Below are 12,193 nucleotides of genomic sequence, written 5' to 3' on the forward strand. Positions count from 1 at the left end.
TCAAACCGCGCTGGCGCATACATTCCAAGAGTAGAATGTTAGGCATTTAACCGAGTGGGCCGCCCGTTCCGCCCTCGCGTCATTTCAGGAGCCTGCGATTGAAGAATCCATCGCTGAACGTCGAGCGCAAGGGGGTTGCCCTCTACACCCGGATTGCCAGCCTGCTGCGCGGACGGATCAGGCAAGGCGACTGGAAGCTCGGCGACCAGTTGCCACCGATTCCGGCGCTGTGCGCGTTCTACGACGTGGGCACCATCACGGTCCGCCAGGCGCTCGCCGAACTGAGCGCCGAGGGCCTCGTCAGCAGCGCCCGGGGTCGCGGCACCTTCGTCACGGCCGACTTCGCGTCGCCGCAAGACAACCCGGGCTTGCGCCATGCGATCAACGATCCGTTGAGCCTCGCGCCGGGCCAGACCGTCAAGGTGCTGCTGCGCGAGCCCGTCGACGGATTGCCGGCGGCGCTCAAGACCGGCCAGCCCGAATGCGGGGCCTACATGCGGATCCGCACGATGCATCTGCACGGCGGCGAACCCTGCGGCGTGATGGACGTCTACGTCGCGCGCGAGACTTACGACCGTTTTCCGAAAGGCAGCGACGAACGGCACAAGATCGGCTACCTGGTCCGGAAGTACAACCGCATCCCGCTCGTGAAGGTCCGCCAGGAAATTACCGCAGCCTATGCGGACCAGGAAACGGCCGCCCTGCTGGCATCCGGAAGCGCCGCTTGCAGCATGGCCGACGTATTGATGCGCGCCCGGCGCTGGTGGACCGACAATGACGGGCGCATCGTCCATGCAGGGCTGTTTCTCTATCGAGCCGACATGTTCGTGCTCGATGTGACGCACGACATTTCGGGCGAGAACCGCAGCGCCGACCTGATCCCGACGGCCCACGACGATGCGCATCCGAAGCCGCAGCCGGCCCGCCGGAAAACCGGGCGAAAGCCGGCCGCCTAGCGCCGCTTTACGCTCGCGACACGCGTGCGCCGTCGCACATCGCGCCATAGACCCAATGTCGCAGATCCCTGCGGATCTTGTAGGTGGTCGACGGCAGGAGCTGCGTCATGAACACCACGATCAGGTCCTCGACGGGATCGATCCAGAACGCGGTGCTGGCGCCACCACCCCAGAAATAGTCGCCGACGCTGCCCGGCTGCATCGTGCTGGCCAGATCCTGCGTCACGGCAAAGCCAAGACCGAATCCGAGCCCCGGATAGACCGCCTCGCTGAACGTGGATCGCGACATCTGATCGAGCATCCTGCCGCCCGGCAGGTGATTGATCGTCATCAACTCGACGGTCTTCGGGCTCAGGATCTGGCGACCGTCGATCGAACCGCGATCGAGCAGCATGCGGCAAAAACGCAGGTAATCGCCGGCGGTCGACACGAGCCCACTGCCGCCGGACGCCAGCGCCGGCATCTGCCGGAACTGGCTCGTCGCGGGATCGTCCTGCAGGATCAGGCCGCCCGACGGGCTCGGGCGATAGCATGCGCAGAAACGGTCGACTTTGTCGTCCGGGACGAAGAAGCCCGTGTCGGGCATGCCGATCGGGTCGAACAGCGCATGCTTCAGATAGTCGGCGAACGGCTGCCCCGAGATTTTTTCGACCAGATAGCCCAGCACGTGCGTCGCGACGGAATAGTTCCACTCGTCGCCCGGGGAATAGTCGAGCGGCAATTGGCTCAGGCAGTCGATCATGCCGTCGAGGCCGCCCGGGTTGGTCGGCTCGCCGAGCGCGAGTTCACGATACGCGGCGTCCACATTCGTGCGGGCCTGGAAGAAATAGGACAGCCCGGCCGTGTGGCGCAGCAGATCCACCATCAGCATTTCACGCCCGACCGGACGGGTCTGGAATCCGCCGAGGCTGCGCGCCCCGGCGACGGCGACACCCAGGTTCTTCCACGCAGGAATGACGCTGGAAACCGGATCGTCCAGCGCGACCAGCCCCTGCTCGACCAGCGTCATGAACGCGACGCTGGTGATCGGCTTCGTCATCGAATAGATGCGGAAGATCGCGTCCTCGCGCATCGGCTTCGCGCGTTCCACGTCCATCGACCCGACGACGTTCACGTGCGCGCACTCGCCGCGGCGATGAATCAGCGTCACCGCCCCGGGCAGGCGCCCGGACGCCACGTATCGTTCGTTCAGCCGATCGTCGAACGCCATCAGCCGCTGCGACGACAATCCAAGATGTTCCGCCCTCGTCATGCTCACGCCTCCCTGTCCACTCAGGTTTCGACCTGCCGGAAAGCATTCCGCTTCGATCATGCGGATCACGCCGGCCGCCACTCAAACATTCTAAAAATAGCATGATAGCATTTTATGGCGCGATCGCTTGCATTCCCTCCCGCCGCTCAGCGTCCTCGCGGCACCCACCCGCCGTGAAACCCCGCCGGCACGCGCCTCGGCAGATGAACGGTCGCCACCGGCCCGCGCTCGATGCAGCGCGCATCGAGAATGACGAGGTCGCTGGTATCGGTCGCGCGACGATACACCCACGCGAGCACCCAGCCGTCGTCTTCGGCGGACGATCCGGCACGGGACACGAACACCGGCTCGCTGTTCTGGTCGCCTTCGGGCACGTCGTAACGCGCGACCGCGCGTTGCTCGAGGTCGTAGCGGACGATACCGCGAAGTTCGGCATTGGTCGGCTGTTCGGCCGCATAGAAGAATCGGTATGCGTCGCCCGTCCGGTCTTCATTGATGCGCGGCATTTCGATGCCCGCTTCCCCGATCTGCGTCTCGGCGACCGTTCCTCCGTCGAGGTCGATCACGTAGCGCCACAGCACGCCCACCGGGTTGTCCTCGAACGCGCCGGGATGCCGGCCGACCCGCAGGAACCACGGGTATCGCACCGCATCGAGCACGATCGTCGCATCGTCCGTGTCATACGCATTCACGACGTGCTGGATGAAGCACGGCGCGATGTCGAACCAGCGCACCGCGCCGCCGTGACGCGGGATCACGCCGAGACGCGCGCTGCGCTCGTCGTGCCAGCGCAGCGGCATGCGGTGCCCGCGCGACAGCATCGAGAAGTCGTAGCCGACGTTGAGGTCGAGCAGGATGCTGTGGGTCGCGGTGATCGCCATGTCGTGCATCATCGACGGCGCCGGCACGTCGATTTCGACGTCGACGGTCTGGCGGCCCTGCGCGTCATGGACGCCGTAGCGCAGCCACGGCGCCTGCCAGTGCGCGCGGAACGACATCAGTTCGCCGGTGCGCGGATCGACTTTCGGATGCCCGGTCATGCCGCCTGCCAGCCCCGCATGCCGCGCCGGAACGTTGAACGCGCCGAGGTCGCCGTCGATCGCCAGCGGCATGCCGCCTTCGGCCAGCGCCAGCAGTTCCCCCGCGTGCCGCAGCACGTTCACGCTCGGATTGGTGTCCGGCAGCGACGCGGCCCGCTCCGGCGCGAACACGTCCGCCCAGCGCCGCGTGCGGGCCCACCGGTTGCAGTAGCCGGTCGCGCGGCCGGCCTCGAATGAAACTGCATGCAGCATCGCGGATTCCGGCCACCACGACAGCACGTCGTTGCCGGTGAAACGGCCGCTCAGCGGATTCGGGCCATTGCGCAGCAGGGTCCCGTCGAGGTCGCACGGGATGCGTCCGGTGACGCGGAGGTCATGAAGATCGACTTCGTCGGCGACCGGCGCCACCGCGCCGCTATTCAGATCGAAGGTGGTCATGCCGTCACGATTCCAGCAGATGATCGTCGGCCGCGCTCGGCGGGATCTTGCCGAGCACGAGTGCGAGCGCGTGATCGCGCACGTCGTCGGGCCAGGCCGCGAGCAGCTCGTCCAGCCGGGCGTGGTCGCTCGCGTAAAGCGCGCGCGCCGCCTCCTCGAAGCCGGGCAGATCGCCGCCGATCGCCGACATGAAGTGATAGGCCCGATCCTTCGCCACGCGGCTGCGGTCTTCGGCCGCCCGTGCGCGCCGCGCTTCGTCGACGAGCTTGCGCAACGCGACCGACGCGCCGCCGGGTTGCGCGCCCAGCCAGTCCCAATGGCGCGGCAGCAGCGTGACCTCCCGCGCCACCACGCCGAGCTTCGGGCGGCCGCGGCCGCGCGGCTCGTCCGCGCGGGCCTGCTCATCGGCGGGCGCGGACACGTCTTCTCGCGGCGGTTCGAAGCGCGCACGGATTTCATCGTCCGAGCCGCGCATATCGATGTCGATCGAGCGGCCGGTCGTGTCGTCGAAGATCAGCACCGTGGCGGCGGAACCCGCATCGATCGCCCGTCTGACCGTAATTGCGACCATGGCAAGCGGCCCTGTGGCGAGCCGCCGATAACCTTCGAAAGCGGTATACGAACCGGGATGCATGCTGCCCTTCCTATCCATTGTGAAGTTGAAAGACCGACTTTATACCCGGGTATAAATCATCCGTCAATATTATCCGGGTATAAATTTGAGGCTGCGGCGGCGCGTCGGTTGCCCGATTGATGGCGCGCGGGCATGATGAGTCCGAGCCGGCACGCTGCCGCCCCTTTTTTCGTCGGGCGTGCGGCCGGCAGGCGGATCGATCGCAGCCCGATCCGTTTGGCGCGTCCGTCGGCGTCGATCGATCCGGCTGCCCACGTCAGCATGTCCATGTCCTTACGCGCATTCAGAACGCTGGTGGCGATCGCCCGCCATCGGACCTTCGCCCGGGCCGGCGAAGCCATCGGGCTCACGCAATCGGCGGTGAGCCTGCAGATCAAGACGCTCGAAAGCGAATTCAACGTCCAGTTGTTCGACCGCTCGCGCAGGCAGCCCGCGCTGACCGAGGCGGGCCGCATCCTGGTCGCGCAAGCCGAGCAGATCCTCGCGATGGTCGACCGGATTCCCGACGCGCTCAGCGACGAAAAGAAGCTGGTCGGCCGGCTGCGGATCGGCGCGATCCAGACCGCGCTGGCCGGCCCGCTGCCCGACGCGCTGCTCGCGCTGCGTCACGCGCATCCGTCGCTGCGCGTGCATGTATCCGCCGGGATGTCGGCGGAACTCGCGCAGCGCGTCGCCGCCGGCGAGCTCGATGCGGCGATCACCACGCACCCCGTCAAACCTCATCCGGCCGAACTGACCTGGACGCCGCTCTACGAGGATCGCTTCTGGCTGCTCGTCCCGCCGCACTGCACGGAACGGGACGCGGGCGCGCTCCTCGAATCGCTGCCGTTCATCCGCTTCGATGCGCAGGCCTGGGCGGGCCGCATGATTGCCGCGGAGCTGCGCCGGCTCGGCGTGCGGGTGCGCGAGGAAATGGTCCTGGACAGCACGGAGACGATCGTCCGCATGGTCGCGCGAGGCCTGGGCGCCGCGATCGTCGCGCTCTCCGATTCGACGCTCGCGCGCCTGCCGGCGGTGACGCGGTTGCCGTTCGGCGAGCCGCAAATGGCGCGCGCCGTCGTGCTGCTCGAACATCAGTCGCGCCCGGCGGAGCGCTTCGCCCGCGCGCTGGCCGCGGAAGTCACTGCGTCATCCATGAGAATTTCTCATTGGACGCACGATAATTAACAATTATTCCTGTTGCCTGCGCGTGTTAACTTGGCGGCGTCGCTACTCGCTCGAACGCTCGCCGCCATGCCGCACGCCGGACGGATACCCGTATTGCCCCATTGCCCGGCCGCCGCGCCGGCACGCATGATTCGTGCGCGAGCGCAGCGATGATCGGGGCCGTCCTGCTCGCACTCGCGCCGGTCGCGCTGCTGGTCGCGCTCGGCCACTGGCTCAAGCGCACCGGCTTCGTGGGCGACGCGTTCTGGCCGTCGGCCGAGCGCCTCTGCTATTACGTGCTGTTGCCCGCGCTGTTCGCGCACGGGCTCGCGAGCGCCCGGCTGCAATCGCTCGCCGTGATGCCGCTCGCGCTCGCGCTGGTCGGCTCGACGGTGGCCGTGGCGGCGGCGCTGCTGCTGATCCGCCCGTTCGTGCGGGTGGACGGCGCCGGCTTTACGTCGGTATTCCAGGGTGCGGTGCGCTTCAACAACTATGTGGGCGCATCGCTGGCCGCGGGCCTGTTCGGCGCCCAGGGCATTGCGCTGGCCGCCGTGTGCGTCGCCGCGATCGTCCCGACCGTCAACCTGATGTGCGTGCTGGTGTTCGCGCGCTACGGATCGACGCGACCGGGAATCGTCGCGCTCGTGCGCCAGATCGTGTCGAATCCGCTGGTGGTTGCCTGCGCAATCGGCATCGCGATGCAGGCAAGCGGCGCGACGTTCCCGCCCGCGATCGAACCGGCCGTGCGCGCACTCGGCGCCGCGTCGATGCCGCTCGGGCTGCTGTGCGTGGGTGCGGCATTGACGTTCGACGCCGCGCGCGCGTGGATGCAGCCGGTCTGCGTCGCGTCGGCGTTCAAGTTCGTCGCGATGCCGCTGCTCACGCTCGTCGCGGGGCGCGCGCTCGGGCTCGGCGACGCGGCCCTCACGGTGGCGCTGCTGTTCCAGGCGCTGCCGACGTCGTCGGCGTCGTACCTGATGGCGCGCCAGCTCGGCGGCGACGCGCCGCTGATGGCCGGCATCACCGCATTCCAGACGCTGTTCGCGACGATCGCGATGCCGGCCGTGCTGACGACGCTCGTTGCGACGTCGGCGCTGCGCTGATTCCGTCGGCGCGATTCGTTGCCCGCACAACTTTCCGTCCCACCTTGCCGACAACATGAACGCTTCCGCCACGCCGGTCGCCGCAGCCAAAGCGCTGTCGCCTACCGGGATCTACGTCAAGCTCACCCTGGTCGCGCTGTTCTGGGGCGGCACCTTCATCGCGGGCCGCGTGCTCGCCGCGTCGCTGCCCGCGACGACGGCCGCGACCGGACGATTCGCGATCGCAGCCCTGTTGCTGGCCGGCCTGACCTGGAAAGTCGAAGGCCGCCTGCCGAGGTTGAGCGGCCGGCAGCTGCTGGCGACCTTCGCGCTCGGCGTGACGGGCATCTTTCTCTACAACCTGTGCTTCTTTGCCGCGCTGGCGCGCATGCCGGCGGGCCGCACCGCGCTGTTCGTCGCGCTGAATCCGATCGCGACGGCGATCCTGCTGTCGGCCGTGTTCCGCGAGCGGCTCGCGCCGTCCCGCTGGGCTGGCATCGCGCTGGCGCTGTTCGGCGCGCTGGTCGTGATCAGCCAGGGGCAGCTCGTGCGGGTCCTCACCGACCTGCACAGCACGTTCGGCGCCGGGGAACGCTACATGCTGTGCGCGGTGGCCAGCTGGGCTGCCTACACCGTCATCGGCCGCTACGCGCTCGACGGGCTGTCGCCGCTCGTGTCGACCACCTACGCGACGCTCTGGGGGCTTGCGCTGCTGATCGGCGCGAGCCTGCTGGACACGCACGCGGGCGCGACCGCCCCGCTCACCTGGCAGGCTGCCGGCGCGATCGCATATCTCGGCGCGGTCGGCACCGTCGTCGCATTCGTCTGGTACTCGCAGGGCATCCGCGCACTGGGGCCGGCCCGCACCGCGGTATTCACCAATCTCGTGCCGGTGTTCGGGGTCCTGCTGTCCGTGGTCCTGCTCGGCGAATCATTGACCCGCTCGATGCTCGCCGGCGGCGTGCTCGTGATCGCGGGCGTCATGCTGACGAACCGCGTCGGCCGCTGATGCGCCGCGCGAGGTCATTGCCCGTGCGGCGAACGCGTCATGCCCCGACCGCGAACTTCTGTTCCAGCGCGGACACATGCGGGACGAACAGGACCGTGCGCCCGCGATTGCTTTCGCGGACGAACGCGCGCAGCGCCTGGCTGCGCGCCAGCCAAGCGTCGATGTCGCCGACGATCGCAAGGCCGATGCCGTAGTTCGTGAACTTCTGCGCGATGTTGCCCAGCAGGCGGGTTTCGAGCCGAAACAGGTCGTCGTGCATGGTCGCGACCGGCACCGCGACCCAACCCGCTTCGTGCGACCATGCGTCCCCGATCAGCGTGATCGCATCCGCTTCGCTCGCGAGGACCGTGCCGTGGTCCGCGCATACCAGCACGCATTGATCGCCGAGCTTGTGCACGTTCGAGGACATCGCCGTTACTCCGTGTTCCGTTGACAGAATCGGGCCTCGCGCCCGCATGGTTTCCGACGACCCGCCGCTCAACCGCGAAACGACTGCAGCAAGGTGTCCAGCGTCTGAAGCAGCGCGGCGGTATCGCCGAGCGACGCGATGACGACGACCCTGATCCGGCTTCGCTCCGGATCGAAGATCGTTTCGAGATGCACGGCACTGTCGCGCGCCGTCGGGGTATTCAGCACGGCCTGCAGGCTCCTTGCCACGTACTGATGCAGCTCGGAGCGGGCGTCGGGCACGTCGACGACCGTGGTGACGCGAACGGGCTCCGGCTCGGCTGCGTCACCGGTGACGGCCGCGAGGTCCGCATGCCGGATCCGATAGGCCTTCCCGACGCGGCTCGCGTTCAGCTTCCCGTCCCGTATGAAGCGAAGAATGGTCTTCGGATGAAGACGGAGTTTTTGCGCCGCTTCATCGACCGTATAAAAGAGGTCTTGCACGCCGGTTGGCCCTCGAAATATTCCCTATTGATCCACATTCTAGTATTTTTATGGATCAATTGGGAATATTTGCCGACGCACAAGCTCACGTCCCTGCCAAAAACCGCCTATCGTGAATTAAGCGCCCCTGCGGTCCGCCGTCCGATCCGCTGCCGATCACGCCGCCCGCCGCGGGCTGCTGCGTCGAGGCTTGCCGCATCGCGATCCCGGACCGTCCAGCCGCCACGCGCGAGCGATCGCGACCGCCCACCGGACAACAAGGAGGCAATCATGAAAGCCGCGCTTCTCGCCAGTTCCGTCCTGCTCGCCGCCGTATCGTCGTCGGCATTGGCGCAGGGCGCCATCACCAGCGTCGAAAACGGCGCGCTCGTCGCCGCGAACGGGATGACCCTCTACAGCTTCGACAAGGACAAGCCCAACGCCAGTGCCAGTGCGTGCACGGGCCAGTGCGAATCGCTCTGGCCGCCGTACAAGGCGAGCACGAACGACGTGCCCGTCGGCCCGTATACGATCGTCAAGCGCGACGACGGCAGCCCGCAGTGGGCCTACAAGGGCAAGCCGCTGTATTTCTTCTCGAAGGACATGAAACAGGGCGAGCGCAACGGCGACAACTACAACAAGATGTGGCACGTCGTCACGCCGTAGGCCCGCGCGACGCAAAAAAGCCCGGCCGGAACGACTCCGGCCGGGCCTTCACCGCTGCCCTGCACCGCCCGCCGCACCGGCAGGCGTCACGTGCGTCAGCGGCTCGACGGGAAGCTGAACACCGTCCCTTCGCGCACGCCGGCCGACGGCCAGCGCTGCGTGATCGTCTTGCGCTTCGTGTAGAACCGCACCGCGTCCGGACCGTACGCGTGCAGGTCGCCGAACAGCGAGCGCTTCCAGCCGCCGAACGAGTGATACGCGACCGGCACCGGCAGCGGCACGTTGATGCCGACCATGCCGATCTGGATGTTGTCGCTGAAGAAGCGCGCCGCTTCGCCGTCGCGCGTGAACAGGCAGGTGCCGTTGCCGTATTCGTGCGCGTCGATCAGCGCCATCGCGTCGTCGAGCGACTTCACGCGCACGACGCCCAGCACCGGCCCGAAGATCTCGTGCTGGTAGATCGGCATGCCGGGCTTCACGTCGTCGAACAGGCACGGGCCGAGGTAGTAGCCGCCGTCGTGGCCGTCGACCTTCACGCCGCGGCCGTCGACCACCAGCTTCGCGCCGGCTGCGACGCCGGCCTCGACGAAGCCCGTCACCTTCTCGAAGTGCTGCTGCGTGACGAGCGGGCCCATGTCGATGCCTGCGCCGGTGCCCGGGCCGACCTTCATCTTCGCGATCTCGGCCTTCAGGCCCTCGACCACCTTGTCGCCCGTTTCATCGCCGATCGCGACGACCAGCGGAATCGCCATGCAGCGCTCGCCGCACGAGCCGTACGCCGCGCCCATCAGCGCGTTGACCGCGTTGCCGATGTCCGCGTCCGGCATCACGACCGCGAAGTTCTTCGCGCCGCCAAGCGCCTGCACGCGCTTGCCGTGCGCGCAGCCGGTCGTGTAGATGGTTTCGGCGATCGGTGTCGAGCCGACGAAGCTCACGGCCTTCACGCGCGCGTCCGTCAGGATCGTGTCGACCGCTTCCTTGTCGCCGTTCACGACGTTCAGCACGCCCGGCGGCAGGCCGGCTTCGAGCGCCAGCTCGGCCATCCGCAGCGTCGACGACGGCGTGCGCTCCGACGGCTTCAGCACGAACGTGTTGCCGCACGCGACCGCCATCGGCCACATCCACAGCGGCACCATCACCGGGAAGTTGAACGGCGTGATGCCCGCGACGACGCCGAGCGCCTGGAACTCGCTCCACGAATCGATCGCCGGGCCGACGTTCTTGCTGTGCTCGCCCTTCAGCAGCTCGGGCGCATAGCTCGCGTATTCCACGTTCTCGATCCCGCGCTGCAGCTCGCCCAGCGCGTCGGCGAGCACCTTGCCGTGCTCGGCCGTGATCAACGCGCACAACTCGTCCGCGTGTTCCTCGAGCAGCGTCTTGAAGCGGCTCATCACGCGCGCGCGCTTCAGCGGCGGCGTGTTGCGCCAGGCCGGGAACGCGGCTTGCGCGGACGCGATCGCCGCCTCGACGGTCAGCTTGTCGGCGAGCGCGACGCTCTTGTCCGATGCGCCCGTCGCCGGATCGAACACCGGCTGGACGCGGCTGCCGCCGTCGACGCGCTTGCCGTCGATCAGGTGGCCGAGGGTGGAGGTGACGTTGCTATCGTGTTTCATCGTTCAGACTCGTTCGTGAATTCGGTCAGTCGTGGCGCGTGCCGCGGCGCGGCTCACGCCACTTCGTTCAGTGCGTCGGACAGCGCGTTGATCAGGTTGTCGATCTCGCGCTTCTCGGCGATGAACGGCGGCGCGAGCTGGATCGTGTCGCCGCCGTAGCGCACGTAGAAGCCCTTTGCCCAGCAGCGCATCGCGATCTCGTACGGACGGCGCGCCGGCTCGCCGGGCAGCGCCGCGATCGTCAGGCCCGCGGCGAGCCCGTAGTTGCGGATGTCCGCGATATGGCGCTGGCCCTTCAGCCCGTGCACCGCCGCCTCGAAATGCGGCGCGAGCTCACGCACGCGGGCGACCGCGTCTTCCTTCACGAGCAGGTCGAGCGCCGCGACGCCTGCCGCGCACGCGACCGGGTGCGCCGAGTACGTGTAGCCGTGCGGGAACTCGAGCATGTACTCGGGGCCGCCCGCGGCCATGAACGTGTCGTAGATGTCCTTCTTCGCGATCACGGCGCCGAGCGGCTGTGCGCCGTTCGTCACCTGCTTCGCGATGTTCATGATGTCCGGCGTCACGCCGAACGCTTCCGCACCCGTCATTGCGCCGGCGCGGCCGAAGCCCGTGATGACTTCGTCGAAGATCAGCAGGATGTCGTGCGCGGTGCAGATGTCGCGCAGGCGCTGCAGGTAGCCCTTCGGCGGCACCACCACGCCCGCCGAGCCCGAGAACGGCTCGACGATCACCGCCGCGATGTTCGACGCGTCGTGCAGCGCGATCAGGTCGAGCAGGCGGTCGGCGAGATCCGCGCCGTGCTCCGGCATCCCGCGCGAGAACTTGTTTTCCGGCAGCTGCGTGTGCGGCAGGAAGTCCGCGTCGATGCCCTGGCCGAACAGCTTGCGGTTCGGCCCGATGCCGCCGACCGAGATCCCCCCGAAGTTCACGCCGTGATAGCCCTTCTCGCGGCCGATCAGGCGCGTCTTCGTGCCCTTGCCCTTCGCACGCCAGTACGCGCGGGCCAGCTTCAGCGACGTGTCGGCCGCTTCCGAGCCCGAGCCCGTGAAGAACACGTAGTCGAGGCCCGCCGGCGTCAGGTCCTTGATCCGGTTCGCCAGCTCGAACGATTTCGGATGGCCGAACTGGAACGCCGGCGCGTAATCGAGCTGCGCGACCTGGCGGCTCACCGCCTCGGTGATCTCGGTGCGGCCGTGGCCCAGGCCCGTGCACCAGAGGCCCGACAGGCCGTCGAAAATCTTGCGGCCTTCGGCGTCCGTGTAATACGCGCCCTTGCCCGACACGATCATGCGCGGGTCGGACTTGAACTGGCGATTGGCCGTGAACGGCATCCAGTGTGCGTCGAGCCACGCGGCATCGGTGCGCAGCGACGTGTCTTCCGGTTGCGTGGCGGTAATGGCGTCGGTCATGTCGGTCGGCGCGGCGCGCCCCTCCTTCTTGGTAGATGTTGCGCATTGTCGGGACGCCAATTAGTCTTTTGAATA

At 67.7% G+C, this 12,193-nt stretch carries 12 protein-coding genes; 5 read left to right on the top strand and 7 right to left on the bottom strand.

Annotated elements, in window-relative coordinates:
* Positions 1-98: 98 nt before the first annotated feature.
* Complete coding sequence (locus HWX31_RS19370; protein WP_174960411.1) at positions 99-956, top strand: GntR family transcriptional regulator; 858 nt, start codon at positions 99-101, stop codon at positions 954-956.
* Between the two features lie 7 nt (positions 957-963).
* On the opposite strand, the gene HWX31_RS19375 is transcribed toward HWX31_RS19370, so the two are convergent.
* The 3 genes from HWX31_RS19375 to HWX31_RS19385 form a co-directional block, all read right to left on the bottom strand.
* Positions 964-2,208 (bottom strand): serine hydrolase domain-containing protein, encoded by a 1,245-nt coding sequence (locus HWX31_RS19375; RefSeq protein ID WP_174960413.1) that lies wholly within the window; start codon positions 2,206-2,208, stop codon positions 964-966.
* Positions 2,209-2,354: 146 nt separating this feature from the next.
* Positions 2,355-3,686, bottom strand: coding sequence for a carotenoid oxygenase family protein (locus HWX31_RS19380; protein ID WP_174960415.1), 1,332 nt, complete (start codon positions 3,684-3,686; stop codon positions 2,355-2,357).
* Between the two features lie 4 nt (positions 3,687-3,690).
* Positions 3,691-4,320, bottom strand: coding sequence for a DUF2239 family protein (locus tag HWX31_RS19385; protein ID WP_174960417.1), 630 nt, complete (start codon positions 4,318-4,320; stop codon positions 3,691-3,693).
* A 267-nt stretch (positions 4,321-4,587) separates the two neighbouring features.
* Here HWX31_RS19385 and HWX31_RS19390 point away from each other — a divergent pair, with 267 nt between their 5' ends.
* From HWX31_RS19390 to HWX31_RS19400, 3 genes are all read left to right on the top strand, one after another.
* Positions 4,588-5,487 (top strand): LysR family transcriptional regulator, encoded by a 900-nt coding sequence (locus HWX31_RS19390; protein WP_059613578.1) that lies wholly within the window; start codon positions 4,588-4,590, stop codon positions 5,485-5,487.
* Between the two features lie 149 nt (positions 5,488-5,636).
* Entirely contained in the window at positions 5,637-6,569 is a 933-nt protein-coding gene (locus HWX31_RS19395; RefSeq protein WP_174960419.1) for an AEC family transporter, read from the top strand.
* 55 nt (positions 6,570-6,624) lie between these two features.
* Complete coding sequence (locus HWX31_RS19400; protein WP_174960421.1) at positions 6,625-7,557, top strand: DMT family transporter; 933 nt, start codon at positions 6,625-6,627, stop codon at positions 7,555-7,557.
* A 37-nt stretch (positions 7,558-7,594) separates the two neighbouring features.
* Here HWX31_RS19400 and HWX31_RS19405 read toward each other — a convergent pair whose 3' ends face one another.
* Positions 7,595-7,966 (bottom strand): DUF4180 domain-containing protein, encoded by a 372-nt coding sequence (locus tag HWX31_RS19405; RefSeq protein ID WP_174960423.1) that lies wholly within the window; start codon positions 7,964-7,966, stop codon positions 7,595-7,597.
* 68 nt (positions 7,967-8,034) lie between these two features.
* Positions 8,035-8,448: a helix-turn-helix domain-containing protein gene (locus HWX31_RS19410; protein ID WP_174960425.1), complete on the bottom strand. Its 414-nt coding sequence runs from the start codon at positions 8,446-8,448 to the stop codon at positions 8,035-8,037.
* A gap of 270 nt (positions 8,449-8,718) precedes the next feature.
* Between HWX31_RS19410 and HWX31_RS19415 the strand changes: the two genes are divergently transcribed.
* Positions 8,719-9,093 carry a COG4315 family predicted lipoprotein gene (locus tag HWX31_RS19415; protein WP_174960427.1) on the top strand — a complete coding sequence of 125 codons (375 nt, stop codon included), beginning with the start codon at positions 8,719-8,721 and terminating at the stop codon, positions 9,091-9,093.
* A gap of 95 nt (positions 9,094-9,188) precedes the next feature.
* Here the strand turns inward: HWX31_RS19415 and HWX31_RS19420 are convergent, their stop codons facing one another.
* Both HWX31_RS19420 and aptA read right to left on the bottom strand, forming a co-directional pair.
* The gene (locus HWX31_RS19420; protein WP_059614083.1) at positions 9,189-10,706 is read right to left on the bottom strand and encodes a CoA-acylating methylmalonate-semialdehyde dehydrogenase; all 1,518 of its coding nucleotides are present in this window, start codon (positions 10,704-10,706) and stop codon (positions 9,189-9,191) included.
* 53 nt (positions 10,707-10,759) lie between these two features.
* Complete coding sequence (gene aptA, locus HWX31_RS19425; protein WP_059658769.1) at positions 10,760-12,118, bottom strand: omega-aminotransferase AptA; 1,359 nt, start codon at positions 12,116-12,118, stop codon at positions 10,760-10,762.
* Positions 12,119-12,193 lie beyond the last annotated feature (75 nt).

This window comes from Burkholderia ubonensis (assembly GCF_902833085.1).
Classification (GTDB): domain Bacteria; phylum Pseudomonadota; class Gammaproteobacteria; order Burkholderiales; family Burkholderiaceae; genus Burkholderia; species Burkholderia ubonensis.